This window comes from Devosia sp. RR2S18 (assembly GCF_030177755.1).
GTDB lineage: Bacteria > Pseudomonadota > Alphaproteobacteria > Rhizobiales > Devosiaceae > Devosia > Devosia rhizosphaerae.
This window is the reverse complement of sequence record NZ_CP126539.1, coordinates 1,782,472-1,808,960: the sequence shown is the minus strand read 5'-3', so window position 1 is coordinate 1,808,960 and position 26,489 is coordinate 1,782,472. Positions and strand designations below refer to the sequence as shown.

Below are 26,489 nucleotides of genomic sequence, written 5' to 3'. Positions count from 1 at the left end.
ACCCGTCACTCTCGGCAGATATCCAGCCGCAACTTGGCGGCTGGACGCTGCCTTATGTGGCTCGTCTGCTTTCACCAGCGCTTGTGTGCGCTCAGCGTCAAGGTGCGACCCGCGCCATAGCCGCATGAGGTGAGCGACTGACAGCTGGCGACATAGCTGGTGTCGAAGATGTTTGACGCTGTCAAAGTAACACCCCAGTCGTCCTTCTCGTAGCGCAGGCTCGCGTCAAACAAGGTAGTAGCGGACACCTTCCTGGTGTTGTCAGCATCGGCCCAGGATTCGCCGAGGTGCCGCACGCCCGCACCGACGGTGACGCCTTCCAAGGTCCCATCAGCAAAGGTGTAGTCGACCCCGAGCGAGGCTGTCAGCGTCGGAATTTGCACTGGCGAGTTGCCGACTGGTGTGGATCCAGCCGCTTGCAGCACTTCGGCCTCAAGATAGGTCAAAGCACCTGTCACGGTGAAGTCTTGGGCGTTGAACCGACCTTCGAGCTCGGCGCCTCGAACATTGACCTGGCCGACCGCAGCCTGGACCAGCGGGTTCGCCGGATCCGGTCCCACGACATTGTTGCGGTTGATACTAAAGGCGGACGCGGTGATCAGCCCATCAATGAAGGTCGGCTCATATTTGATGCCGGCTTCCCACTGCTCCCCAGTCTCACTCCGGAAGAGGTTACCCGCGGCATCGGTGGAGAGCGTCGGATTGAACGAAGTTGCATAGCTCACATAGGGCGTCATGCCGTTCTCAAACTGGTAGCCGAGCCCAACCCGGCCGGAGAAATTGCCTTCCTCGCGGCTCGTCGATGTGGCGCTCAGGTCATTGTCAACACTGGTCCAGACCTGGTCGTAGCGGCCATTGAGGGTGAGAATCCAGTCTTCGAGACGGACTTGGTCCTGAGCATAGAAGCCAGCCTGGTGCATGGTGATGACATTGTCGCGGTAATAGAACAGCGGGGGTACAGCCGCACCATAGACAGTGTCCAAGACGTCCAGGCCCGCGACGGATGCGAAGCCCTGGCGCTCATCGATCGAGTAATACTTGTAGTCCGCACCAAACAGCAGCTTGTGCTCCAAGGGTCCGGTTATCACATGCCCCTCCAGCTGGTTGTCGACGCTAATGGTGCCAACGTCCGAGTTGTGGCCGAAGGCAAAGCGATTGAGCACCGAACCGGTCAGAATGCCGCCGGAATAGACATAAGCTTCATCGAGGTCGACCTTGGCATAGCGCGCATTCTGCCGCACGCTCCATTCGCCATTGATGTCATGCTCGAGTTCATAGCCGATCATCAGCTGCTGGCGGTCATAGAGGTCATATCCCGGCTCACCATAGTTGAGGTCCCGCGGAATGTGGAAGCCGCCCGGCGCTTCGACCGCCGTGCCGACATAAGGCAGGAATCCTGTGCTGGTATGATTAAGTCCGATCTGCTGATAGGAGCCATAGACCGTGAGCGAAGTACTTGCGCTCGGCGTCAAGGTGGCACTGCCCTGCACCACTCCGCGCAGATCTTCCGCACCCTGGGTTTGCCAACCGCCACCGGATAGCTTGGCGGTGAGCCGGTAGGCGAGATTGCCGTCTTCCGTGCCATCGCCCAGATCGAAGCCAAAATAGGCGTTGCCGAAATTGTTCACCCCGGTCTCGGTGTAGACGAGCCGGTCCCCGGTCGGACGCTTGCTCACATAGTTGACGATCCCACCAACATTGGCCCCGCCGTAAAGCACCGATGCGGGCCCCTTTAGAATTTCGACCCGCTCCAGCAAGAAGGGATCGATGAGAAAGGTGCCGAAGGCGGTCTGGTAAAGGGGCAGATTGTCGAGGAATACACCGGTTTGATCGGCCTGGAACCCACGGACGTATAGCCAATCGGTGTCGGCGTCTGTGCCGTAGGTTGAAGGGTTTACACCGGCACTATACCGCAGCGCCTCGTCCGCCTTGGCGCCGGGATATTGGTCCAATTGCTGGCGCGTCACCAGCGACACCGATTGCGGCAATTCGGTCACCGATACTGCCAGCTTGGAACCGGACGTCGTGAGGAGTGCAGCACTGCCCTGCCCTCCTACGGCATCTGCTTCGACCACGATTTCGCCTAGCGAGATCACCGGCTGCGCCAGTGCGCCCCCGATCGAGGCCAGTGCAGTACCGAGGAGGAGAAGTGGAAGGAGACGGGAAGCGGCCATGAACCTAGATCCTGCAGCGGCTGCGTCACAAATGTGCCGCAGCTTTGATGAAATTATGGTGAGTTAGCTCATCTTTACCGCGCGGGATTGTTCGTCCTTCCGGTTGGTTGAAGGAATTCACGGCGGAGATCAACTCGTCTGCGATCGATTGCGCACCCAGGCCGCCGGTGTGGCGCCGACATATTGTTTGAAGACGCGAGTCATATGGGCCTGATCGGCAAAGCCACAGGCAGTGGCAATCTCGCTGAGACTCGCCCTGCGAGCCTCCAGCAGCAGTTTCACCTGCGCCAGCCTCGCCTGCATCTGCCACTGGTGCGGTGTCATACCGGTCGAGGCCTTGAAGACCGAGCAGAAATATGACGTTGAAAGGCCCGCAAGGTCGGCTACGTCATCGAGGCGCACGAGTTCGAGGCAATGTTTTTCCAGATACTGCGTCGCCAGGCGGAGTCGCCGCGGCGAAAGCTGTCCCTGTCGTTTACGCTGACTTCGCTCCACCTCGAAAAGCTCAACCCAGATCGCCTGGGCCAAGCTCTCGCCGTAGAGATCATGCAGTCCCACTCCTACCACGTCTTCCGCAAGCAGCCGGGCTAAGGTTGAGATGCGGGCATTGTCGAACATGAGTTTCGGCTGCTGCAGGCGGTTGGCCGGGATCGCATCTCCGAACCGGTTCTGCAACAGGCCCATGTTGACGTGCAGATCGAGGTGACGGACATGCGCTCGCTCCGGCACAAAGGACCAGATTCGCATTCCAGCGGGTATGTAACTCACCTGCCCCATGGATTTTTCGGCGCGATTTTGCTGCGCGCTCAGGGAAATAGCGCCCGAGACGCTTTCTTCAAGTACAACGAAGAGGCGAGCATGTGGCGACACATATTCCCCCTGCGCCCCCTGGCTCGTTTGGACAGTCCAAACATCGGCCAACATGCCGTTCCAGCTTCGCCAGCTCGGTCCACCGCTTGGCGAAAACCCTTCGACGACCGAATGCATGTTTGGGTGAAACACAGGGCACTTCTAAGTTGATTATCAACATCAACTTATCACCCTGACAGCTAGGTGTCATCCGCGAGTCGCGGATCAGAGGTACATTGCTGAGACTTCGGTGACCTGACCCTTCTGATATCAGTTAGACATTGTCGAGCGATGTGCCCAGCCGGTCATGCGCTTCTCAATCCAGGCCATCAGCGCGTACATGGCGATGCCCTCGACAGCGAGCATCAACAGGCCGGCAAAAACGAGCGGCACGTTGAAGTTGGATTGAGCCGAGGCCATCATGTTGCCCAAGCCGCTGTTGGAAGCGACCGTTTCGCTCACGACTGATCCAACAAAGGCCAAGGTGATGGCGACCTTCAAAGAGCCGAAGAAATACGGCATCGAACGGGGCACGCCGACCTTGAGCATGATGTCGAGCTTCTTGGCACCGAGCGCCCGCAACACGTCTTCCGTCTCGGGCTCGATAGTCGCCAAGCCGGTGGCAACATTGACCACGATAGGAAAGAACGAGATCAGGAAGGCCGTCAGCACAGCCGGCACCGTGCCAATGCCGAACCAGATCACGAGGATCGGCACGAGCGCGACCTTGGGAATGGCATTGAAGCCGATCATGATCGGGTAGAGTCCAGCATAGATGGTCTTGGACCAGCCGATGAAGAGCCCGATGCCTAATCCGGCGGCAACGGCGATCAAGAAGCCAACCGTGGTTGTATAAAGCGTCTGGAGCGAGTTCTTCCAAATGGGCGACCAGTACTGCACGATGGCCTCGAACACCCTCGAGGGTGCCGGCAGGATGGTATGCGGCAGGCCCGATGCCCGTGCACCCAGCTCCCACAGGACGAACAATCCAATCGTATAAAGAATGGGGGCCAGACGGATCCAGTTTATCCGGAAGCCAGGCCTAGGCGGTGTAGCGGCGACAGCCGTGTTCTCCGTGACGATGCTCATGCCGCCACCCGCGCGTTGGCAATTTCGCCGTGGAGCGCCTGCACCATGTCGTTAAACCCAGCGCTATACATGATGGAAAGGTCACGAGGCCGCTCGAACGCTACGGGATGCTCAGCGAGCACCTTCCCCGGCCGAGCGCTCATGACCACCACTTTATCCGCCAGAAACACGCTCTCCCGGAGATCGTGAGTGACGAGGACGATGGTGACATTCTGGCTGGCATGGAGATCCCGGATGACGCACCAGAGTTCCTCCCGCGTGAAGGCGTCCAGGGCACCGAAGGGTTCGTCGAGCATGAGCAGTTCAGGTTCGTGAATAAGCGCACGGCAAAGATTAGCTCGCTGCTGCATGCCACCGGATAGCTGCCAGGGAAACTTGTTGCCGAAGCCTTGCAGGCCCACTGTATCCAGCAGCGCCTCGGCTTTTTCGACATATTCCTTCTTGTGCCGGCGGAAGCGATGGCGGTGGCGCTCCACAATTTCGAGGGGGAGAAGAATATTCTCCAGCGTTGTCCGCCAAGGCAGCATCGTTGGGTTCTGAAAAGCCATGCCGACAATGGAGACGGGCTTGGTCACCTCAGCATCGGCGACGATCACTGTGCCGTTCTGCGGCAAGTGCAGACCCGTCACCAGTTTCATCAGCGTGGACTTGCCGCATCCAGAAGGACCGACAACAGCAACGAAGTCTCCCCGCTCGATCCTGATGTTGAGGCCACTGACCGCCAGCGTGCCGTCAGGCCCGCCATAGCGCATGTCGACATTTTCAATCGAGACTAGGGACATCGTCGTTTCCAAGAGAGTTGGTCCGGGCGAGTCAGCCCGGACCGAGATAGAGCCAGAGCCTATGGCAGCATGCGCTCTTCAGCAGGTGGCAAGTAGCTGGCGTCGAAGATGTCCTCGGCAGCTACGTTTCCCTGCAGTCCCATTGAGATTCTCAGAGTGTCAATGGAGGCGGCAAGGCGGGCTTCGTCGATGCCGCCGAAACCATTCTCGACCACATAAGGGGTCTTGATGTTCATGGCGTTGGCCATTTCCAGCCGCTCGGTCTCGGTCTCAAGATTGAGCGTCTCGTTGCGCGTCAAAACAGCTTCTGCACCGGCAACAGGGTCAGCCACCGCATCGGCAAAGCCTTTGGCGAGCGCACGGAGGAAGCCGGTGACCGCTTCTGGGTTTTCTTCGGCGAAGGCTTCGTTGACCAGGATGGCATTGCCATAGAGATTAAGCCCATGATCGGCAAAAAGGATGGTGGAGATATCCTCGTCCGGCACGCCATTGGCCTTAAGATTGAGGATGACGGAGAAGGCAAAGCCGAATACGCCATCGACATCGCCGGAAGCGAGCATCGGCTCGCGGACCGGGAATCCAATCGATTCAAGGGTGATGCCGGAGGTGTCAATGTCGGCAGCCTCGACAAATGCCGGCCATTGAGCAAAGGCCCCGTCAGGTGGCGGCGCCCCGAGTTTCTTACCCTCGAGCGATTTTGGATCGTCGGTAATGCCCAATGACTCGCGGCCGACGACGGCGAACACCGGCTTGTCATAGACCATCATCACGGCCTTGACCGGCTGACTCGGGTCTTCGTCGAGGAACTTGATCAGCGAATTGATGTCGCCAAAGCCAAACTGGTAGGCACCGGTAGCAACACGCGGAATAGCCTCCACCGACCCATTGCCCGTGTCGATGGTGACATCGAGTCCTTCGTCGGCAAAGTAGCCCCGGTCCTGCGCTAGCAGAAAGCCGGCAGCGGGCCCTTCGAAGCGCCAGTCCAGCGTGAGTTTGACGGCGGTCTGAGCAAAAGCTGGTAGTGCAGCGATGCCACTAAGGCTGAGGCCGGCGGCAAGCGCCATCGAAGCAGCGAAGTGTCTGCGGGTGAGCATGGTGAGATCCCCAGGTTTATTTCCCAAGAGAGAACCCCATGAAAAAACACGATGCAACTGAAAACTGCCTAAGAAGACGCCAATGAAACCGAGTGCCTACAAATTAGGTCAACCGCCTAGCGCTTTGCTCACGGAAGAGGCGCTTAGGTCAAGTATCTGGCTCTTGGGCGAGTACGGGATTTCCGACTCAGCCCGCTAGCTTAGCGGTGGTAGGCTGTTGAACGCCGCCTTCAATGCGTCAGACCATCCCTCCGAGATGGCGAGATAGTAAGGATCATCCCGCTCGAACCTTCTGCTGGGGCCAAGCTGCAGGCTTCCACTCTCGTATACTTGGAGGTCCAGCGGCAGGCCGACGGACAGATTGGATTTCAAGGTGGAGTCGAACGAGACAAGCAAGAGCTTGATGGCGTCCTCAAAGCTCATCACCGGGTCGTAAGCCCGGATCAGGATCGGCTTGCCATATTTGTGCTCACCAACCTGGAAGAAGGGCGTATCCGAAGAGGACTCAATGAAGTTGCCCTCTGGATAAATGTAGAAGAGGCGCGGCTCGCCGCCCTTGATCTGACCACCAAGGATGAAGGAGGCCGCAAATGCATCAGCTGTTTGACCGGCAGTGGCAGCAGCACTGATGACCTCTTTGACCACGTTCCCGATCAGACGCGCGGTCTGGAACATCGAGGGAGTGTCCAGAAGCGTCGGACGGCGTTCGTCAGGCGCCTTGGAGCGTTCGTCCAAGATGCTGGTAACTGCCTGGGTGGTCGCGAGATTGCCCGCTGACAAGAGGACGATGACGCGTTCGCCGGGCACTTCCCAAGTACGCATTTTGGAGAAGGTAGAGATATTGTCGAGACCAGCATTCGTCCGGGTGTCGGACATGAAGACCAGCCCATAATCCGTCTTCAAACCGACGCAGTAGGTCATAACATCTTCCAGACAAAGCAGAGAGCAGCGCTTACTGCTCTACATTGAGGGCTACGGCAAGCGACTCCACCGAAGCCCCCCTACGTAATCCAGTGATCGGCGCAGCCTGGCCGTAGTCCAGCCCGCACGCGATCCGAACATATTTTTCGTCCGGCGCGACCCCGTTGGCCGCATCAAAGCCTACCCAGCCCAGATCCTCGACATAGCCCTCGGCCCAGGCATGGGTGGCGGTCTGTTCGGTCCTGCCCTCCATGAGCAGATACCCCGAGACGTAGCGGGCAGGCACTCCCAAGTGGCGCGCCGCTGCGATGAAGACATGAGCATGATCCTGGCATACGCCCCTGCCGCTAGCCAACGCGACTTCCGCTGGGGTCGTGACGTCGGTACTATCGGGAATGTATGCGACCCGCTTGGTGATCTCCGCAGATAGTATATGCAGCAGGTCGAGCCGGCTGGTCATACTCGCCAGGGGTCCGGCAAGATCTCTTACCGCTTCTCCCGGGGCCGTCAGCGTCGTCTGCCGTAGGCAGACCCACAGGGGTGCAACGCCCAGTCCGGTTCCAAAAACGCCGGCAGTATCGTTGGTTTCAACTTGCCCAATCGCCTGAATGACGATCTCGGAGGTGTGCGGCTGCGACCGAAGTAGTTCGGTCCGATTGGCGAAGGCATCGTCATAAGAGAGCTCCGAGGAAGCACCCACGATATCAAGCTTCCAGTCCAGGACAGTCTGGACGGACGAACTCCGCGGCCAAAGCCGCAGCCTCTGCACGGCATAGTCCACAGGCTGATCGTAGCGGTAGGTCGAGGTGTGACTGATGGAAAGCAGCACGGGGCGATCAATCGAAGTTGTAGGCGCGTGCAATATCAGCACCGAGCCTGTTGTTTTGATAGATGAAGTCGGTGAGGAATTCGTGCAGCCCGGAATCGAAGACAGCTTCAATATGCTTGCCGCGCAGCGAGGTGAGCGTCTTGGCAGCTATGTCGTGGCAGGACAGCCGAAGTTCGTAATCTTCCGCCAGATAGTTCAGATTTTCTACGATATTGCGATAGCAGAAGTGTAGCGATCGCGGCATTCGACCATTGAGGATGAGATACTCGGCGATATGGGTAGGACTGTACTGCGTGTCGTAAACCCACCGATACGAACGGTGGGCGGAGACGGAGCGCAGGATGGATTCCCATTGATGGTTATCCATCGTGCCGCCGACATAGGACATCGCCGGCAGCAGAACGTAGTACTTGACGTCGAGGATACGGGACGTGTTGTCCGCGCGTTCGATAAATGTGCCAATCCGGGAGAAGTTGAAGATCTCGTTGCGCAGCATGGTGCCGTGGAAGGCGCCTCGGATCAACGAGGTTTCGCGCTTGATATGATCGAGCAGCGGCGGCAACTCGCTCTCGGGTACAGGCGCGCATAGCGAGCTCTTGAGGGCCATCCAGGCCTCGTTCACAGCCTCCCAGGCATCCCTCGTCAGCGCGGTTCTCACCATGCGAGCATTGAAGCGCGCGGCTTCCATACACGATATGACGCTCGAGGCATTGTCCGGATCACGAAGCAGGAAATCGGAGACGTTAGCTGCCGAGAAGTGACTGTGCTTGTTGCAAAACGTCTCCATGCATCCAGCAGAAAGGACTACAGAAGACCACTCTTCCGACGCATTGGATGTGCGGGTCAGTGCCATGCGCAATCCAGCGTCGACTATGCGCGCCATGTTCTCGGCACGTTCGATATACCGGTGCATCCAGAAGAGGCCGCTTGCAGTTCTTCCCAACAGCATGTGCTAGCGCTTCCCCCCGCTCCTAGTCATCCAAAACCCACGTGTCTTTGGTGCCCCCGCCTTGGCTGGAGTTTACAACCAGCGACCCCTCGGTTAGAGCCACCCGGGTCAATCCTCCCGGAGTGATGCGTATCCGATCAGAAACGAGCACGAAGGGCCTCAGGTCCACATGCCGCGGCGCCAGACCGGCATTCGTCAGGATCGGCGAGGTCGACAGGGCGAGTGTGGGCTGGGCGATGTAGTTTCCGGGTCGTGCTCGCAGCTTGTCCGAGAACGACGCCAACTCCTGACGCGATGCCGCTGGTCCGACCAGCATGCCATAGCCGCCCGAACCGTGCACCTCCTTGACGACCAATTCATCTAGATGCTCCAGCACGTATTTGAGGCTGTCCTCCTCGGCGCACCTATAGGTGGGGACGTTCTCGAGAATAGCCCGACGCCCCGTGTAGAACTCGATGATCTCGGGCATGTAGGAATAGATCGCCTTGTCATCGGCGATGCCGGTGCCAGGAGCATTGGCGATCGTGATGCGGCCGGCTCGATAGACATCCATGATGCCGGCGATGCCGAGCGCCGAATCTGGTTGGAACATCAGTGGATCAAGGAACGCGTCATCCACCCGGCGATAAAGAACGTCGATGGGTCGGTAGCCTTGAGTGGTGCGCATGGCGATACGCCCATCAGCCACCTTAAGGTCACTCCCTTCCACCAGTTCCACGCCCATCTGATCGGCCAGGAACGCATGTTCGAAGTAGGCGGAGTTGTGAATGCCGGGCGTAAGGACGGCGATGGTAGGCCGTTCGGCCTCTCTGTCGGACGGGGCTACGGCAGCGAGCGACTGCCGAAGCAATTGGGGATAATTCTCAACCTGGTGCACTTTGACCTGCTGAAACAGCTCAGGAAAGAGCTGCAACATAGTCTCGCGGTTTTCCAGCATGTAGGGTAAGCGGTGTTCCCGCCCCACCTTCCGTTCTTTTGTCAGCCATGAGATTCCGCACGGATTGAAGTTGGTGCGGGAGGTTCTCCATGGACGCTCCATTGGAGTTTCTCACAAGTGGCGGTAGGCGCCGCCGCAACCGGCAATGGCCCGATGATGAGAAGGCTCGGATTGTCGCCGAGACACTTCGACCTGGGACCACGGTGGGCGAGGTCGCGCTGCGGCATGGTCTGAAGGCCAACCATGTCTCCTCGTGGCGGACGATGGCTAGAAACGGGAAGCTGGTGCTACCGGCGCCAAAGGACCAGATGGAGTTCGCGACGTTGATGGTCGCTCCAGTCGTTGAGGATGTAACGGCGGCGGAACCAGTGGCGGCGGTCGGGCCGGAGATCGTGCTGGGATCGGTGGTCATCCGGCTGGAGCCAGGTGCCTCCGCGCGCCGGATTGCTTCGGTCGTTCGTGCACTGACGGCGATCACATGATCTTCCCCTCGAACCGGGTGCGGATCATGGTAGCCACCAAGCCGATCGACTTCCGCAAAGGTCACGACAGCCTGGCTGCGCTGGTCAAGAACGTGTTGCACGAGGACCCGTTCACCGGCACGGTCTTCGTGTTCCGTGCTCGCAAAAGCGATCGGCTGAAGTTGCTCTACTGGGATGGCACGGGTCTCGTCATGGCCTACAAGCGCCTCGAAGAGCACAACTTCAGCTGGCCTGCGGTGAAGGACGGCCTGATGACGTTGAGCCACGCGCAGTTCGAGGCGCTGTTCTCTGGGCTCGACTGGCGGCGGGTTCGGGCGGTAGAAGCGCGGGCACCAGAAGCGGTCGAATAACTGCGGCAGGATGACTCAGGGCTGGTCTTTTTGCGGGATCGGCGGCGCCTGATCTGGTAGATTCTGGCCATGCTCGATGCCGCCGAACTTCCCGATGACATTGCTGCCCTCAAGGCGATGCTGATCGCAGCGGAGGTGCGTGATCAGCGCAAGGACGAGCGGATCGCTCAACTGGAAAAGCTGGTTGCCGCGTTCAAGCAGGCGGCCTTCGGGCGTCGATCGGAAAAGAGCGACCCGGACCAGTTCGAGCTGGCGCTGGAGGATCTGGAAATGGCAATCGCGGTTGTCCAGGCCGCGGAGGACGCCGAGGACCGGCTGGCCCGACGTCCGGCCAAGCCGCGCAGTACCAATCGTGGTTCACTCCCCAAACACCTGCCGCGGATCGAAGAGATCATCGAACCCGAAAGCCTGGTCTGTGGCTGTGGCGGCGGGCTGCACTGCATCGGCGAGGACGTCTCCGAGCGGCTCGACGTGATCCCGGCCCAGTTCCGCGTGATCGTGACCCGTCGCCCCAAATATGCCTGCCGGTCCTGCACCGACGGCGTGGTGCAGGCGCCGGCGCCCGCTCGGCTGATCCCTGGCGGGCTGCCGACCGAGGCCACGGTCGCCCATGTCCTGGTCAGCAAGTATGCGGACCACCTCCCGCTCTATCGCCAGGCGCAGATCTTCAGTCGTCAGGGTGTTGATCTGGACCGCTCAACGCTGGCCGACTGGGTTGGTCGGGCCGCCTTCGAGTTGCGTCCGGTCTATGCTGCCCTAATGGCGGATCTGAAGCGCTCATCCAAGCTGTTCATGGATGAAACTCGCGCGCCAGTGCTCGATCCCGGTGCCCGCAAAACCAAGACCGGATACTTCTGGGCCCTGGCCCGCGATGATCGTCCCTGGAATGGCACCGCACCACCCGGTGTTGCCTTCACCTATGCCCCGGGCCGAGGTGGTCTTCATGCCGAACAGATATTGCAGGGCTTTGGCGGCATCCTGCAGGTGGATGGCTATGCCGGCTACAACCGACTGATCGCGCCCGGCCGCGTCGGCGCGGGTATCCAACTCGCCTATTGCTGGGCCCATGCCCGTCGCAAGCTGATCGAGATCACGCGCGCCGGCACCGCCCCGATTGCGGAAGAGGGTGTGCGGCTCATCGGCGAGCTCTATACCATCGAAGCCGAGATCCGAGGCCTGGGCCCCGAACAGCGTCTCGCTGCTCGCCAGGAACGATCCGGACCAGCCGTCGCCCGGACAAAGGCTTGGCTCGACCTTCATCGCGCCCGCGTCTCCGCGAAAGCGCCGCTTGGGGAGGCCTTGAGCTACATCGCCAAATACTGGTCGGGGTTAGTGCTGTTCCTCACCGATGGCCGCATCGAGCTCGACAACAATACCGTTGAGCGGACCATCCGCCCGATCGCGCTGAACCGGAAGAACGCGCTCTTCGCCGGCCATGATGCCGGTGCTGAAAACTGGGCTGTCATCGCCTCGTTGATCGAAACCTGCAAGCTCAACGCTGTCGATCCCTATGCCTGGCTGGCCGCAACACTCCACGCCATCATCGCCGACTACAAGCAGAGCCGCATCAACGATCTGCTGCCGTGGAACTATGCTGCAAAGCTGGGCGATTGACGCTCTTGGCTCTGGCGGCATAATCGGAAACCACCAGCAACGAGGCGCCCTCCCAATCAGTTCGAGACCGACAGCGAGGCGCGCGATGCTGCCTTAGCCGCTCTAAACAGCGAAGGAGCCATCGCCTTCATGCGCGGCAACAACGTCGTTCAGTTCCCTCGACCCTGAGCCCAAGTGGCCGCAGAACACCGCTTACCATGTAGGACACGCCCGAGGGGGTGCGGGCATTGTCTTCCAGCACGTAGAACTGGTTCTCGGCCGTCCGCACCAGATCGACACCGATGATGTGGGTGTAGACATTCTGTGGTGGTCGGAAGCCGATCATCTCGGGCAGAAATGCCGCGTTCTGCGTAATCAGTTGCTTGGGGATGCGCCCGGCCCGCACGATCTCCTGGCGATGGTAGATGTCGTCCAGAAACGCATTGATCGCCATCACACGCTGCTCGATGCCCTGTGACAGATATCGCCACTCACTTCCCGTGATGATCCGCGGCACGATGTCGAAGGGGATCAGTCGCTCGGCAGTCGCGTCTTCGCCATAGACTGCAAAGGTGATCCCGGTCCGCCGAAACACGCCCTCGGCATCCAGGGCCTTCTTCTCCAGCGCGGCCGGCGTCTTCTGATCAAGCCACGCCTTTACAGGTTCATAGGGAGCCCTGACCCGGCCATCTGCACATAGCATTTCATTGAATGGAGGCACGCCACTCTCCTGCACCGGAACTCATAAGAGCTCCAAAAGTGGCAGGCTGCAAGCGAATGTTCACCTGCTAAGCAGGGGAACCACTCTGCCCAGAAAATGAGCTGCTCCGATATTGCTCATGACGAACCCGCGGATTCACTTTGGAGAAAGTGAAAAACGCATGATGGGCGGAAGGGCTACGTCCCCCTAACCTGCGGGTCGCTGCGACGTCTCGTCCATGCGGCAAGGAGGAGATAGAGCCACACACATCGGTCGCAACCAACGACAAGAAGCCGAGAACAAGTTGGAAGAGGATGTTGACAGCTGACCACCACGTTTTCGGCTAACGGCCTGAAAACGTTGGCGCGAGAGACGGGGCTCGAACCCGCGACCTCCGGCGTGACAGGCCGGCGCTCTAACCAACTGAGCTACTCCCGCAGCATTGGAACGCGAGGCGTTCCTGCAACGTGAGGTCCGTTTACCGAGGGGCTGGGGGCAAGTCAAGCGGCCAAAGCAGGAATGTCGCGAGATTCTCAAAATTCCCACAACCGCCTGTGGAAAAGCTCATATGTTGAGGCTGTTGCGGAGAAAAACTGCAGCGAAGGATGAGAATTGCGCCTCACAGCATCCACTGCCGCACTTAGGCGCAATGTGCTGCGGAAACGGGTACCCATTGATGTGCGGAAGAATGGTGGGCGATGACGGGCTCGAACCGCCGACATCTTCGGTGTAAACGAAGCGCTCTACCAACTGAGCTAATCGCCCGCCGCAGCGCGAAGCGCCGCTGGGATGGCGCCCTGATAGGGCCCCCGCTCCTATCCGTCAAGCGGGCAGACAAAAACAAAGTGGCCCCGGCGCAAAGCGCTCGGGGCCACTCGCCATGCGATCATGGACCAGCTTAGTTGATCGCGTCCTTCAGGCCCTTGCCGGGCTTAAATTTGGCCTGGTTAGAGGCCGGGATGCTGATCTCGGCGCCAGTGGCAGGGTTGCGGCCAGTGGAAGCCTTGCGCTGCGACACGGCAAAGGTACCGAAACCAACGAGGCGGACTTCTTCGCCGGCCTTCAGGGAGTTGGTGATGGCCTCGAACACTGCGTCAACCGCTTCAGCGGCCTGTGCCTTGGTGATCGTCGCCTTGTCGGCAACGACGCCAACCAGATCGTTCTTGTTCATAGCGTTTCCTCACAGTGAATGCCCGCCCTCGCTGGGGGACCTTGAAAACGCGGTCACCCTTTGTCGATTCTGCGCAGAACGCAAGGAATTCCGGGGTTTTTACGAGGCCGGACGGTGCGATTCCGTTAATGAACTGGAAAAGTGGAGGCTGCAAGCCTTCCATCAGCATTTTCCCGGTTTTCCGGGGCTAATGAGTGATTTAGCGGCATTTTGCCGAATGCTTCCTGGCCAGAAACGAAAAGGCCGGGATCGCTCCCGGCCTTTTCCTTAGTTCTTGTCGGCAGTTGCCTTGGGCTTTTTGGGCTTGGGCAGCGCCTTGGGCTTGGCAGGACGTGGTGGCGTCGCGATCAGCTCGAGCTTGGCCTCGGCCCCCTCGCCGACCACGGCGACGGTCACCTGCCCGCCATTGACGAGTTCGCCGAACAACACCTGGTCAGCCAGCGGCTTCTTGACGTATTCCTGGATTACGCGACCCAGCGGGCGCGCTCCCATGCGTTCGTCATAGCCGTGCTCGGCCAGCCAATCGGCAGCTTCCGGCGTGAGATCGATGGTAACGCCCCGCTCGGCCAACTGGCCCTCGAGCTGCAGAACGAACTTCTCGACCACGCGGCGAACCACCTCCTGCGGCAGCGGCGCGAAGGAGATGATCGCATCGAGCCGGTTGCGGAACTCGGGCGTGAAGGTGCGATTGATCGCCTCTTCGTCATCCCCCTGCTCGCGCTTGCGGCCGAAGCCGATCGGCGAACGGGCCAGTTCTGCAGCACCCACATTGGACGTCATGATCAGGATGACGTTGCGGAAATCGACCGACTTGCCGTTGTGGTCAGTTAGCTTGCCGTGGTCCATCACCTGCAACAGGATGTTGTAGAGATCGGGATGCGCCTTCTCGATTTCGTCGAGCAGCACTACGCAGTGCGGATGCTGGTCCACGCCATCGGTGAGCAGGCCGCCTTGGTCGAAGCCGACATAGCCCGGAGGGGCACCGATCAGGCGCGACACGGTATGCCGCTCCATATACTCTGACATGTCGAACCGCAGCAGTTCCACGCCCAGGGTATCGGCGAGTTGCTTGGCCACCTCGGTTTTGCCCACACCGGTCGGGCCAGTGAAGAGATAGGAACCGATCGGCTTTTCTGGTTCCCGCAGGCCGGCACGGGCCAGTTTGATTGCCGAAGACAGCGCCGTGATCGCCTGATCCTGTCCGAAGACCACCGTCCGCAAGCTTTTCTCAAGACCGCTCAGCAGTTCCGCATCAGACTTGCTGACCGATTTGGGCGGTATGCGAGCAATGGTGGCAATGGTTGCCTCGATGTCCTCGACATCGATGATCTTTTTACGCTTGTCCTCGGTCACCAGCATCTGGCTGGCACCCGTCTCGTCGAGCACATCGATCGCCTTATCGGGCAGCTTGCGGTCGTTGATATACCGCGCGCTCAGTTCCACCGCTGCGGTCAGCGCGTCATCGGTGTACTGGATCTTATGGAACTCTTCAAAATAGGGCCGCAGACCCCGCACTATCTCGATGGCATCGGGAACGGACGGCTCGTTGACGTCGATCTTCTGGAAACGACGGACCAGCGCCCGGTCCTTCTCGAAGAACTGGCGGTATTCCTTGTAGGTGGTCGAGCCAATGCAGCGGATCGCGCCAGAGGCGAGAGCCGGCTTCAGCAGGTTCGAGGCATCGAGGGCCCCACCCGAGGTCGCACCAGCGCCGATCATGGTGTGGATCTCGTCGATGAACAGCACCGAATTGGGCTGCTTCTCGAGTTCCTTCATGACGGCCTTGAGGCGCTCTTCGAAGTCACCGCGATAGCGGGTGCCAGCCAGGAGCGAACCCATGTCGAGGGCGTAGATGACCGCCTCCTTGAGCACTTCGGGCACATCGCCCTCGTTGATCTTGCGGGCTAGGCCCTCGGCGATGGCGGTCTTGCCGACGCCAGCGTCACCCACATAAAGCGGGTTGTTCTTGGACCGTCGGCAGAGCACCTGGATCGTACGACGCAGCTCGGCATCGCGGCCGATCAGCGGGTCGATCTTGCCCTGGCGGGCCTTGTCATTGAGGTTGACGCAGAAGTCGGCCAGTGCCGAGCTCTTCTTGCCGTCACCGCTGGCGCCTTCGGCACCGCCTTCACCCTCTTCGGCACCACGCACCTTGCGCTCCTCGCTGGGACCGGACTTGGTGATCCCGTGGCTGATGAAATTGACGGCATCGAGCCGGCTCATATCCTGCTGTTCCAGGAAATAGGCGGCATGGCTTTCACGTTCCGCAAAGATCGCCACCAGTACATTGGCACCGGTAACTTCCTCGCGGCCCGAGGATTGGACGTGGATTACGGCGCGCTGAATAACGCGCTGGAAGGCGGCCGTGGGGCGCGCATCCTGGCCATTGGCCACGATGAGGCTGTCCAGCTCTTCGTTGATGAAATCTTCTAGGTCGCTCTTGAGCGCGTCGATGTCGACGTCGCAGCCGGTCAGCACGGCGATCGTTTCGCGGTCGTCGGTCAGGGCCAGCAAGAGGTGCTCGAGCGTAGCGAACTCGTGGTTGCGCTCACGCGCCAGGTTCATCGCCTGATGCAGAGCCTTTTCAAGTCCGCGGGAAAATGAGGGCATATGATGTTCCTATTGCTTTTCCATCACGCATTGCAGCGGATGCTGGTTCTTGCGTGCTGTGTCCATGACGCGGGTCACCTTGGTTTCGGCGACCTCGTATGGGTAGACGCCACATTCACCCACCCCCTTTTGGTGAACATGCAGCATGATCTGCACGGCCTCTTCACGTGATTTGTTGAAGACGTCTTGCAGGACGAGAATGACAAACTCCATTGGGGTGTAGTCGTCATTGAGGAGCAGGACCCGATAGAGGTTCGGGCGTTTGGTCTTAGGCCGCGTACGGGTGATGGTGCCCGTCTCGGTGCCGCTCTTGCCCTCGCCGCGCTTCCCGCCATCATCATCGTTGGGACCATCAACCAGGGGAACTCGCTCCACGATGTGGAGGAAATCGGCTGCGGTGGTGGTCTTTGAGAGAAGTTCGGTGGTCATCTTCGGGCAACTGTCGTGGATCGGACGAAGCAGCATGGTGGACCCATTATGTAGGCAAATCCAGCCCGGTTTTAAGCTGAGTGGATTCCCAATATTGTGAGGAGGGTGTTTGAGAAAAACCGGCTTGGCATGCTGCCTCGCGGCGGCCGGTGTTGATCCTTAGATTGGTGCAAACGTAGCCAAGTTCAAGAGCAGGGTAATCTGGAGCCGACAACGGTTTGCTCGTGCGATGCGTCATCACCGTTGTGCCCTCTCGGTTGCCTGCTGAGCTGCAATGCCCGCATTGTGGATTTCGTTCGCCCGAACTCTTTTGTTAACCACGACATCACCAAGCCGTGACTTAGCTTCCACACCCTCGCCTAATTCGACTGCATTTTACGGAATGGTAACGGCGGGGTCATAGGTTCAGCATGATCGAGCTTGGCTTGGCGGCGGGGGCGCGCCGCGACCAGCAACCGTGTGTTTAGTAACCAGTCACAGCAGTGACAGGTAAAAAGAGTTGGAGTTCCGGGTGGCTTCTCAGGCGAAAACCCCGTGGCGCGTCGTCCTCTTCCGCGCCCTGGCCGCAGTCCTCGTAACCTTGGCAGTGTCCACCCCGATGGTGGCACCCGCCCAAGCGATCGAAAACCTTAGAAAATATGCGGGCATCGTCGTTGATGCCAAGTCGGGTCAGGTCCTCTACGAGGAGCACGCCGACTCCCGCCGCTATCCGGCGTCTGTCGCCAAGGTGATGACGCTCTATGTCGTCTTCCAGGAATTGAGTGCGGGCAACCTCAAGCTTTCTACCAAGATGACGGTTTCCAAGCATGCGGCGTCCGCGGTGCCCACAAAGCTGGGCTTGCGCGCTGGCTCGACCATCACCGTTGAAGACGCAATGAAGTCGCTGGTGACGCTCTCGGCCAACGATATGGCCCGCGTGATTGCCGAACACATTTCCGGCAGCGAATCCAGATTTGCCGAACGCATGACCGCCACGGCCCGCGCCATGGGCATGCGCTCGACCACCTACCGCAACGCTTCGGGCCTGCCCGATGGCGGCCAGATCACCACGGTTCGCGACCAGGCGATCCTCGGAGCTGCCATCTACCAGCACTTCCCCAACTACTACGACCTGTTCCAGACCAAGAGCTTCAGCTACGGCAAGAAGACCTACGGAAACCACAACCGCGTGTTGGGCTATAAGGGTATCGTGGACGGCATCAAGACCGGCTACATCAACGCCGCCGGCTCCAACCTGCTGACCGCCGCCCGCAGTGACGGCCGCCACGTCATCGTGGTTGCCTTTGGCTTCAATTCTGCAGCGGCACGTGACGAAAAGGTGCGGCAGCTGGTTTCCAACTACTTCAGCAAGGGGCGTCGCGGCGATTACCTACAGGCAGCGCTGGTGCCGCAGCCCGGTCGCCAGGGCAATGTGCAGGTGGCGTTTGCGCAGCCGCAGCCTGTCTTCGTCATGCCCAAGCCCCTGCCCGGCTGGCGCCTGGCCGAACTGGTTGCTGCCAATGGCGCTCGTCCGCAGACTTCTCCGGCCCAGCCCATGCCCGAAGTGATGGTCGCCAGCGCGGCACCGGTTCCGGTGACGCCACCGGCAGCCTCCGCGGTGGAAGCCGCTACCGTACTCGCCGCACCTTCGCAGTCGCCGCAGGTAGAGTACCCCAATGCCGACGTGATCGGCGCCTGGCTCAGCGACAGCTACAAGCTCGGTGCGCCCCCATCCGCGCTCGGCCAGACCACCCCTTCGGCGCCCCTCGATTTCAGTCCGACCAATTCGACCGGCCAGGCAGCAAACGACACCGCTGCTGCCGGCGCGGTCGGGGGCTGGGTAGTGCAGATCGGTGCCGGGCCCTCAGAGGATAGTGCCCGCGCCATGCTTTCGGACGCTGCCGGCAAGGTCGGCAATCTAAACGATTTCCGCTCCTATGTGGAACGGTTTGAGAAGAACGGCCAGACCTTCTATCGAGCCCGTTTCGTCGGCTTCGGTGACCGTGACGATGCCAGCGCTGTCTGCAATCAGCTCAAGGAACAAAATTTGAGCTGCCTGGCCATGCAGGGTTAGGCACAACAAAAATGAGCCGGGGCCCATGGGCTGCCGGCCAGTAAGGGAAGCATTGGTGCCTGTGTTTGGAGTAGCCCAATGAGTGAACGTAACGCCCTTCAGGAGCTTGCCAGTTTTGTCGGCCGCTCCAGTCTGGCCTCGCCAGATATGGCGATCCGCAATCGCGCCTTGGCCGGAATGACCGGCCGCATGCTGCCACGCAAACGCTCAGTGAGCGATCTGCTCGGTGTCGTACTGGCGCTATCGGCCCGCACCCGTCGCATGGCGCAGCGGCCGGTCCAGGTGGATCTCGATGTCTTTGCACCAGGTGGCAAGCGCGCCGTGCACATGAGTTTCGGCGAACGCGCCTGAACCCACCAGCGGGGTAGCCCCGCTGGTCGCTCCTTGCCGTCTCAGGCCGAGAGGCGCATCGGCTCGCGGAAGCGATGCGGCAGCGGCAGGTTGAGCGCCGCGACTAGGTTTCTGTACTCCTGGCGGGCGCTGGCGTGCGACGACGAAGCCTCGGCTGCCGCATCCTCCACCGGATCAAACACGGTCATGCCGATCGGAAAGAGCGAGCGGAATATCACGCGCTCGGCGATGCCATCGGCCATGCGGCAGCCGAAACGGCTGGCGATCGTATCAAGCGTGGCGTGCACCTGCCGCGCATTGCGCGAGCCCAACATCGAAATGCGGTTTCGCACCAGCACCCAGTCGATGGTCTCACCATCCACGGCAAGCCGTTCGGAGCGCGCCTTCTGCACGAGGCGCGAATAGTGGCTGGTCTCGATCGGCACGCCCGTATCGGGATCCAGCCGAGCCAAGACGTTGAGATCAATCAGGCTGTCATTGACCGGCGTCACGAGCGTGTCAGCCAGTGAATGCGACAGGCGCGACAAATTGGTGTCGAAACCGGGCGTATCGATGATCAGGAAGTCGACATTGTCCTCCACCTCCCCCACCGCACGGCGGAAGATGTCGAACTCGGCGCGCTGGTTCTCCTTGATGGAATCGCCCCAGGCCGACGGCAGGTGGAAATGCTTTGGATTGGGCAAGCTAAGCCCGCGCTCCTGCATGTGCGCGCGGCGATTGCGCACATAGTGCGTGAACGTCTGCTGCCGGCTGTCCACGTCGATCGTGGCCACGCGATAACCTTCGAACAGCAGATAGATTGCCAGGTGGAACGCGGTGGTCGACTTGCCCGACCCGCCCTTTTCGTTCCCCACCACGATGACATGCGCACCAGTCCGCGCCATGTGCCGACTCCAAATCAGAAACCTTGCCCCATACGCAGACAACGGCCCGCATGGTTAACAGGTCTTTAACGGAGGGCCGATGACACGCGAATGTCGTCTCTAAATGAGACCGAGCCGCGCCAGATCGGCGGCAATCTCCAGCGATCCGCCGTTCTCGTTGGCGCCGAGATCGGGCGGCGCGTCTTCCGGCCGCAGGTAGCGCCAGCCCTGAAAGGGGCGCTTCGGGTAGGGCACAGTGCGGATCATGTCGCGCGACATGATAATGTCGCAGTAGTCCTTGCCTTCCTCATTGGTGTAGGGCGCCAACCGCAGAATCGGCTGGCGGCATACCACCTGCCCCGAGATCACCCAGTAAATGGACGAGGCGCCCTCCATCTCCTTGGCCCGCTTGGGCATCATGCGGGTGCGGTGCACATGCACCTCCTCGCCATAATCGGCACCCCACCAATGGGCGCGCTGGTCGCGATAACTCTCCAACTCCTCGAAGCTGGACACCCCCACGCTGAGCTTGATCATGTGGATCATGCGAGCACTCCCGGCGGGATCCGGCCCTGGATCACGTCGATCTCATCGTCGTCGACAACCCACGGCTCCTTAAGCGCCTCGGCCAGCCAGGTCTGGAAAGCCGGCAGGCCATAGATGGACTCCACGTACTCTCCCGCAACGTCCGACACCGGAAGATCATAGGTGCGGATACGCGTTGCCACAGGCGCATACATCGCGTCGGCAGCCGTGAAGGCGCCGAACAGGAACGGGCCACCTGATGCCAGCAACAGTTCACCCCAGAGCGCTTCGAGGCGCTTGAGGTCCTTGGCGACCGTGTCGAGGTTCACCCGGCCCGGATAACTGGCACGCAGGTTCATCGGCGCATGGCTGCGTAGACCAGTAAAGCCAGCATGCATCTCCGCCGATGCGGCGCGGGCCCGGGCGCGTTGACTAGTATCGGTGGGCCAGATCGGCTTGTCGGGGAAACAGTCCGCCAGATATTCAATAATGGCAATCGTCTCAGGCACCACCAGGTCGCCGTCGAGCAGCACGGGCACCTTGCCCGTGGGGGAGCGTTCGCGCAGGTTCTCCTGCCAGCCGGGCCCTGACAACTGCAGCACCTCGTCCTCGAACGGAATTTCAAAATGGGTCAGCACCAGCCACGGCCGGAGAGACCACGTCGAATAATTGCGATTGCCGATCAGCAGCTTCATAGAAAACCTCGTGGACGACGAAGAAAGGGCGCCCCGGTGGCCAGGGCGCCCTTCCAATGGAGTAAGTGAAGAACTCAGGCGCTAGACGCCGGCAACAACAGAGAAAACCAGTCCCATGGACATCAGGCATACCAGCGTCCAGCTCGCAGCCCGCCACATATTGGTCTTCGGTTGACTTCGCATACAGTGCTCCTTGTCAGCCTCACTCCGGGGCGAGAGCATGTCGCTCGCGCCATCCGGTAGCAAAACGTTAACCGCGCCAAAGATGGTTAGCAAGCGACCAAACTGCAACAGTGCACAGTGCGAAAAGCCGTCGAGCGGAGCCTAGAACAGGCCGAACCACAGCCCCGCAATACCCAGAAAAGCGAAGAATCCGACCACGTCTGTGATGGTCGTAACGAATACCGCCGAGGCGATCGCTGGGTCCGCCTTGAATTTATCGAGAGTGAGCGGAATCAGAATGCCCGCGGTCCCCGCCACAATCAGATTGATGATCATGGCGAGCGCGATCACCACGCCCAGTTCCGCATCGCCGAAGCGCAACCAGGTGACGATGCCGATTAAAAACGCAAAAATCACGCCATTGACGAAGCCTACCACCACCTCGCGGGTGATGAGACGCTTGAGGCGAGGGCCATCGAGTTCACGCATGGCCAGGGCCCGAACAGTCACCGTCATGGTCTGGGCCCCGGCATTGCCGCCCATGGATGCGACGATGGGCATAAGAACGGCCAGCGCCACCATCTGCTCGATCGTGGCATCGAAAAAGCCGATCACCACCGACACCGCCACCGCCGTAATGAGGTTGACCACCAGCCACGGTACGCGGCTGCGCACCGTATCCATGGTGGAATCCGAAATATCCTCGTCGCCCACGCCCGCCAGCAGGCGGATGTCTTCGTCGGCCTCCTCGGTAATGACGTCCACCATGTCGTCGATGGTAAGCACACCCACCAGGCGTCGGCTTTCGTCGACCACGCCAACCTCGACCAGGTCATAGCGCTCGAATTCGCGGGCCGCGTCCTCCTGGTCGACATTGGCATCGACCAGCACGAGGTTGGTGTTCATCAGCGCTTCGATGGGCGTCACGCGCGGCGCCCGGAGGAACTTGTCAAGCGGAATGGTGCCGAGCACCTGATAGGACGCGTCGACCACGTAGATTTGGTAGAACTCGTCCGGCAGGTCCTGTTCGCGACGCAGATAATCGATGGTCTGACCCACCGTCCAGAACGGCGGAATGGCGATGAAGTCGGTCTGCATCCGCCGCCCGGCGGAGTCTTCGGGAAAGTCGAGACTGCGTTTCAGGCTCAGCCGCTCGAAGGTCGGCAACTTGGCCAAGACCTCGTCGCGATCCTCCTGATCGAGGTCCTCGAGAATGTAGATGGCGTCGTCGCTGTCCAGCCCCGCCACGCCACGGGCGATTTCGGCATTGGGCAGCTCCTCCATGAGTTGCGCGCGCACACTGTCATCGACTTCGGTCAGCGCCGAATAATCGAAACGCCGGCCCAGCTGCCGCAGCAGAAGCAGGCGCTCATCGCCGTTCAGCGCCTCGAGCACGTCGCCTACATCAGCCGCATGTAGCGGCGCCATCACCTCGGCGACGTCCTCGGCCCGGCCAGCCTCGAGATAAGCGCGCAAGCGCTCGAGCCAATGCATGCTGATGCGATCGTTCTCGTCGCGCAGCGCACTGGTATCAATCCCAGGCTCTAGCCTGGGTTCTGTCTCGAGGTCTGTGCTCATGGGAGCCCTTTGCGTGGCACGGGAGTTTCGGGGGCGGGCCAAGCTGTAGCCAATCGGACGTCGTTCCGCCAGAGTGGGCAAAGCGGTTTGGCGCCGTAAGCACCGAAAATTGCACGCCTCAAAAGGATGTCTGCCATGTCTTCCGAGCTCGATACCGCCCTCTCCCGCATCGAAACCCTGGCACGGGGTCGCGGGCTCGACAATCTCCGGCGCGGCGGCACCGGCGAGCAACCCGAACTGATGGTTGGCGATAAGCCCTTTGCGCGCCTGCTCAGCAGCAAGACCCTGATGCTGCCCTGCCCCGCGGAACAGAAAGCACTCCTCCTCGACATCTCGCCCACCATCTACTTCGAATCCGATGACCTCGTGGGCCAGACGGCCGTACTGATCCACCTCGACAAGATTGACAACGAGGAGCTGTCGCTCCGACTGGATGATGCTCGGCGCTACGTGACGCCGGACTAGACTATCCGCTGAGCAACAGCTCTCCAAGGGTGGAAATCCGCGCCCACCGCGGCTCCTCTGTAACACGCCGGACGCGGACGCTAGCCCGCGTCACGCGAGCGGGAGCAACTCCAGTGTGGCACCAAGGAAAATTCGTCCTGCGTTTCAAGAACGTGTCGAAATCAGCCTGTCCTGTTCGTCCTGACGGGATGAGGCAGGTCATCGGGGGATAGCATCAGTCACATGCGTGTTGAGATGGCTTGCTATGTTTGCTCCACAACCAAAGGAATGGGTCATGAAAGTCGTTGCCAACATTGATTTCGACGGCGATTGCCGCGAGGCGTTCACCACCTATGCCCGCATTCTGGGTGGCGAGATCCGCGGCATGTTGAGTCATCGCGACATGCCTGGAATGGCCGAAGGCGTCCCTGAGGATCGCCTGGACCGGATCGTTCATGCCTGGATTGACATCGGCGACCAGGCGCTGATGGGTCAGGACATGCAGGATTTTTCCGGCCGCAGCGGCTACAGCGTCACCGTCGCCGCTGACTCTGTCGAGGAGGCTCGTCGCATTTTCAAGGCGCTGTCCCAAGGGGGCACCGTGCTCATGCCCTTCGAGTCTCAGCCATGGTCTCCAGGGTTCGGCCTGACCATGGACCGCTTCGGTGTCACCTGGGTTATCGACTCGCCAGCGGAAAGCTAAATTGACGCGGGCAAGCTGAACGAGAATTCTGCGCATGTAACAAACGGGCCGACTCTCCCTAGGGGAACGAGCCCCCCCTCCTGTCGTTGTTCTTTGAACGACGACGAGGAGCATGCATGAAACAGCAAGCAGTGGCCTGGGTATTCGCCGCCTTCGTGGTCCTGGCGCTCCCCTTTGCGGTACTGCTCGCCGGTGAGAGGGTCGATGGACGCAACCTGCTGTGGGATTTCTCCATGGGGCTTGGCTTTGGCGCCCTTGCCCTCACCGGCATGCAGTTTGCCCTAACCGCCCGCTTTCGCGCGCTGACCTACCCCTTCGGTGCCGACATCGTCTATCTCTTCCACCGCTATCTCGCGCTGGGCACGCTGGGTGTCATCCTTGGACATTTCGGCATTCTCTACTTCTGGTTCGAGGCGGAACTTGGTGAGCTCAACCCGCTGGAGGCGCGGTGGGAGCTGACCTCGGGCCGGGTGGCGCTCGTTGCCTTTGGTCTCTTGGTGGTGACCTCCGAGTTCCGCAAGTGGCTCAAGCTTGAGTACGAGTTCTGGCGCTACGTGCATTTTGGGCTCGCCGTCATCGGCTTCGGAGCCGCGATCTCCCATGTCCTTGGCGTCGGGCGCTTTACCGCCGCCGTAGAAACGCGGGCCCTGTGGCTCGGCGTCACCTTGGCGTGGGTGCTGCTGCTGGTGTGGCTGCGCGTCGGCAAGCCCTGGCTACAGCGGCGCAATCCCTGGCGGGTGGTGAGTAACACCGAGGAGCGCGGCGGTGCCCATACCCTGGTGTTCGAGCCACTGGGCAAGCCGCTGAATCCATGGAAGCCCGGCCAGTTCGTATGGCTCACCTTTGCAGGCTCGCCCTACCAGCTGGACGAGCACCCCTTCACCATTGCCAGTGCCCCCGAGGAAGGGCCCAACGTCACGCTCTCCATCAAACCCCTTGGGGATTTCTCCAATGCGGTTGTCAAGGCCAAGCCCGGAGACATCGGCTATTTGGAAGGGCCATTCGGCGTCTTCACCACGGAGCGGGAAAAGCCGGTGAAGGGCTTCGCAATGATTGCCGGGGGCATCGGCATCACGCCCATGCTCTCAAACCTCAAAGCCATGCAGGCGCGAGGTGATGACCATCCGACAGTACTGTTTTATGCCAATCCCGATTTGGAAAGCGCCGCGTTTCGCGAGGAACTAGCCGAGATGCAGAAGAGCCTCAACTTCAAGCTCGTGCATGTGGTGGAGGATCCGCCGCCCGGTGCCAATGTCGAGAAAGGCTATGTGACCCGGGAGATCCTCGAGAAGCATCTCCCCGGCGATCTCGACGGCTACAAGTTCCTCCTTTGTGGCCCCACGCCGATGACGGAGGGGATCAAATCCACTCTCGAGGAGATGGGAGTGCCCGATAGCAACATCGATTCTGAAGTCTTCGGCATGGTATGAGGAGCTAGGCGCCATGAGAACTCGGCTGGCACTGATCCTTGCCATTGCACTTATTGCGTTCGTCGTCGCTCTCGCGCTGGGCTTCGGCGTGGTGCTCAACGTTTGACGCCTGACGGTGCCCGCCCCAGCAGTAAGCCATCTGCAATCACGCGGGAACCGCCTGAAACAAAAAGGGCCGCCCCGGAGGGCAGCCCATTTTGTAGTTCAGTCATCACAGGGATGACTGGTGCGGTCGAGAAGACTCGAACTTCCACGCCTTGCGGCACAGCGACCTCAACGCTGCGCGTCTACCAGTTCCGCCACGACCGCACTCTGGTAGTGCCTCGCCAGTGGCGAAGCGAGTGGGGATGTAGCAAAGGTCTTTTGTAACCACAAGCGGTTTCGACGAGATTTCCCTAACCCGTGTGGGAAGTGAGCAAAAAGCGTAGAGCGCGCCGAGGATTAGCCGCGCTTGAGGATCTTTTCGGTGACGAGGACGCGCAGATGCCCTTCTTCCACGCTGACTTCACCCTGCGAGATCAGCGTACCATTGGCGTAGATCTTGAGCGGATCGTTCTCCAGCGCGTCGAGTTCGATCACTGCCCCGCGGCCCATTCGCAACAGATGATGGATGGGCATGGTGGTTGCACCCAGCTCAACGGTGATATCCACTTCAATGTTGTCGAGCGTGCTCATAGATAAGGCTGTACCGCAAAGGGCCGCGTGCGGCCGCTGAATCGAGATAGG

24 protein-coding genes, 3 tRNA genes and 2 pseudogenes are annotated in these 26,489 nt (G+C 60.3%); 8 read left to right on the top strand and 21 right to left on the bottom strand.

Going from position 1 to position 26,489, the window contains the following annotated elements:
• Positions 1–71 precede the first annotated feature (71 nt).
• The 9 genes and pseudogenes from QOV41_RS08980 to QOV41_RS08940 all read right to left on the bottom strand — a co-directional run.
• Complete coding sequence (locus tag QOV41_RS08980) at positions 72–2,174, bottom strand: TonB-dependent siderophore receptor (RefSeq protein WP_284580922.1); 2,103 nt, start codon at positions 2,172–2,174, stop codon at positions 72–74.
• A 129-nt stretch (positions 2,175–2,303) separates the two neighbouring features.
• On the bottom strand, positions 2,304–3,176 hold the full coding sequence (locus QOV41_RS08975; RefSeq protein ID WP_284580920.1) for a helix-turn-helix domain-containing protein: 873 nt from the start codon (positions 3,174–3,176) through the stop codon (positions 2,304–2,306).
• Positions 3,177–3,293: 117 nt separating this feature from the next.
• Positions 3,294–4,112, bottom strand: coding sequence for an ABC transporter permease (locus QOV41_RS08970; protein WP_284580918.1), 819 nt, complete (start codon positions 4,110–4,112; stop codon positions 3,294–3,296).
• On the bottom strand, positions 4,109–4,864 hold the full coding sequence (locus tag QOV41_RS08965) for an ABC transporter ATP-binding protein (RefSeq protein ID WP_415926771.1): 756 nt from the start codon (positions 4,862–4,864) through the stop codon (positions 4,109–4,111). Before QOV41_RS08965 ends, QOV41_RS08970 begins: the two co-directional genes overlap by 4 nt.
• Before the next feature lie 89 nt (positions 4,865–4,953).
• Positions 4,954–5,988 carry an ABC transporter substrate-binding protein gene (locus tag QOV41_RS08960; RefSeq protein ID WP_284580914.1) on the bottom strand — a complete coding sequence of 345 codons (1,035 nt, stop codon included), beginning with the start codon at positions 5,986–5,988 and terminating at the stop codon, positions 4,954–4,956.
• Between the two features lie 195 nt (positions 5,989–6,183).
• Positions 6,184–6,909 carry a proteasome-type protease gene (locus tag QOV41_RS08955; RefSeq protein ID WP_284580913.1) on the bottom strand — a complete coding sequence of 242 codons (726 nt, stop codon included), beginning with the start codon at positions 6,907–6,909 and terminating at the stop codon, positions 6,184–6,186.
• Between the two features lie 31 nt (positions 6,910–6,940).
• The gene (locus tag QOV41_RS08950) at positions 6,941–7,738 is read right to left on the bottom strand and encodes a transglutaminase family protein (RefSeq protein WP_284580912.1); all 798 of its coding nucleotides are present in this window, start codon (positions 7,736–7,738) and stop codon (positions 6,941–6,943) included.
• 7 nt (positions 7,739–7,745) lie between these two features.
• Positions 7,746–8,687, bottom strand: a complete 942-nt coding sequence (locus tag QOV41_RS08945) for an alpha-E domain-containing protein (protein WP_284580911.1) — start codon at positions 8,685–8,687, stop codon at positions 7,746–7,748.
• A gap of 22 nt (positions 8,688–8,709) precedes the next feature.
• Positions 8,710–9,627 (bottom strand): annotated as a pseudogene (locus QOV41_RS08940) (circularly permuted type 2 ATP-grasp protein); the annotation flags it as partial.
• Positions 9,628–9,713: 86 nt separating this feature from the next.
• Here QOV41_RS08940 and tnpA point away from each other — a divergent pair.
• From tnpA to tnpC, 3 genes are all read left to right on the top strand, one after another.
• A complete protein-coding gene (tnpA, locus tag QOV41_RS08935; RefSeq protein WP_284577183.1) occupies positions 9,714–10,106 on the top strand; it encodes an IS66-like element accessory protein TnpA in 393 nt (130 codons plus the stop codon).
• Positions 10,103–10,456, top strand: coding sequence for an IS66 family insertion sequence element accessory protein TnpB (tnpB, locus tag QOV41_RS08930; RefSeq protein ID WP_284577182.1), 354 nt, complete (start codon positions 10,103–10,105; stop codon positions 10,454–10,456). Before tnpA ends, tnpB begins: the two co-directional genes overlap by 4 nt.
• Before the next feature lie 69 nt (positions 10,457–10,525).
• Entirely contained in the window at positions 10,526–12,070 is a 1,545-nt protein-coding gene (gene tnpC, locus QOV41_RS08925) for an IS66 family transposase (protein ID WP_284578503.1), read from the top strand.
• A gap of 193 nt (positions 12,071–12,263) precedes the next feature.
• On the opposite strand, the pseudogene QOV41_RS08920 reads toward tnpC, so the two are convergent.
• The 6 genes and pseudogenes from QOV41_RS08920 to clpS form a co-directional block, all read right to left on the bottom strand.
• Positions 12,264–12,770, bottom strand: a pseudogene (locus QOV41_RS08920) (circularly permuted type 2 ATP-grasp protein); the annotation flags it as partial.
• Between the two features lie 340 nt (positions 12,771–13,110).
• Positions 13,111–13,187, bottom strand: a tRNA-Asp gene (locus QOV41_RS08915).
• A gap of 251 nt (positions 13,188–13,438) precedes the next feature.
• Positions 13,439–13,514 (bottom strand) — tRNA-Val (locus tag QOV41_RS08910).
• Positions 13,515–13,647: 133 nt separating this feature from the next.
• On the bottom strand, positions 13,648–13,920 hold the full coding sequence (locus tag QOV41_RS08905; RefSeq protein WP_284580909.1) for an HU family DNA-binding protein: 273 nt from the start codon (positions 13,918–13,920) through the stop codon (positions 13,648–13,650).
• Positions 13,921–14,187: 267 nt separating this feature from the next.
• Positions 14,188–16,530, bottom strand: a complete 2,343-nt coding sequence (gene clpA, locus QOV41_RS08900; protein ID WP_284580907.1) for an ATP-dependent Clp protease ATP-binding subunit ClpA — start codon at positions 16,528–16,530, stop codon at positions 14,188–14,190.
• Between the two features lie 9 nt (positions 16,531–16,539).
• Positions 16,540–16,959, bottom strand: a complete 420-nt coding sequence (clpS, locus tag QOV41_RS08895) for an ATP-dependent Clp protease adapter ClpS (RefSeq protein WP_284580905.1) — start codon at positions 16,957–16,959, stop codon at positions 16,540–16,542.
• A gap of 511 nt (positions 16,960–17,470) precedes the next feature.
• On the opposite strand from clpS, the gene QOV41_RS08890 reads away from it, so the two are divergent.
• Together QOV41_RS08890 and QOV41_RS08885 are read left to right on the top strand one after the other, a co-directional pair.
• Positions 17,471–19,012 carry an SPOR domain-containing protein gene (locus QOV41_RS08890; protein WP_284580904.1) on the top strand — a complete coding sequence of 514 codons (1,542 nt, stop codon included), beginning with the start codon at positions 17,471–17,473 and terminating at the stop codon, positions 19,010–19,012.
• Positions 19,013–19,090: 78 nt separating this feature from the next.
• Entirely contained in the window at positions 19,091–19,363 is a 273-nt protein-coding gene (locus tag QOV41_RS08885) for a hypothetical protein (protein WP_284580902.1), read from the top strand.
• 41 nt (positions 19,364–19,404) lie between these two features.
• Here QOV41_RS08885 and QOV41_RS08880 read toward each other — a convergent pair whose 3' ends face one another.
• From QOV41_RS08880 to mgtE, 4 genes are all read right to left on the bottom strand, one after another.
• The gene (locus tag QOV41_RS08880) at positions 19,405–20,247 is read right to left on the bottom strand and encodes a division plane positioning ATPase MipZ (RefSeq protein WP_284580901.1); all 843 of its coding nucleotides are present in this window, start codon (positions 20,245–20,247) and stop codon (positions 19,405–19,407) included.
• Positions 20,248–20,346: 99 nt separating this feature from the next.
• Positions 20,347–20,772, bottom strand: coding sequence for a DUF1489 family protein (locus QOV41_RS08875; RefSeq protein ID WP_284580900.1), 426 nt, complete (start codon positions 20,770–20,772; stop codon positions 20,347–20,349).
• A complete protein-coding gene (locus QOV41_RS08870; protein WP_284580898.1) occupies positions 20,769–21,446 on the bottom strand; it encodes a glutathione S-transferase family protein in 678 nt (225 codons plus the stop codon). Before QOV41_RS08870 ends, QOV41_RS08875 begins: the two co-directional genes overlap by 4 nt.
• A gap of 324 nt (positions 21,447–21,770) precedes the next feature.
• Positions 21,771–23,186 (bottom strand): magnesium transporter, encoded by a 1,416-nt coding sequence (gene mgtE, locus QOV41_RS08865; RefSeq protein ID WP_284580897.1) that lies wholly within the window; start codon positions 23,184–23,186, stop codon positions 21,771–21,773.
• Positions 23,187–23,321: 135 nt separating this feature from the next.
• Between mgtE and QOV41_RS08860 the strand changes: the two genes are divergently transcribed.
• From QOV41_RS08860 to QOV41_RS08850, 3 genes are all read left to right on the top strand, one after another.
• Positions 23,322–23,651, top strand: coding sequence for a hypothetical protein (locus tag QOV41_RS08860; protein WP_284580895.1), 330 nt, complete (start codon positions 23,322–23,324; stop codon positions 23,649–23,651).
• A gap of 274 nt (positions 23,652–23,925) precedes the next feature.
• Positions 23,926–24,333, top strand: a complete 408-nt coding sequence (locus tag QOV41_RS08855; protein WP_284580893.1) for a VOC family protein — start codon at positions 23,926–23,928, stop codon at positions 24,331–24,333.
• Positions 24,334–24,449: 116 nt separating this feature from the next.
• Positions 24,450–25,763, top strand: coding sequence for a ferredoxin reductase family protein (locus QOV41_RS08850; protein ID WP_284580892.1), 1,314 nt, complete (start codon positions 24,450–24,452; stop codon positions 25,761–25,763).
• A gap of 224 nt (positions 25,764–25,987) precedes the next feature.
• Here the strand turns inward: QOV41_RS08850 and QOV41_RS08845 are convergent.
• Positions 25,988–26,072 (bottom strand) — tRNA-Leu (locus QOV41_RS08845).
• 132 nt (positions 26,073–26,204) lie between these two features.
• Positions 26,205–26,438, bottom strand: coding sequence for a FliM/FliN family flagellar motor switch protein (locus tag QOV41_RS08840; protein ID WP_284580890.1), 234 nt, complete (start codon positions 26,436–26,438; stop codon positions 26,205–26,207).
• Positions 26,439–26,489 lie beyond the last annotated feature (51 nt).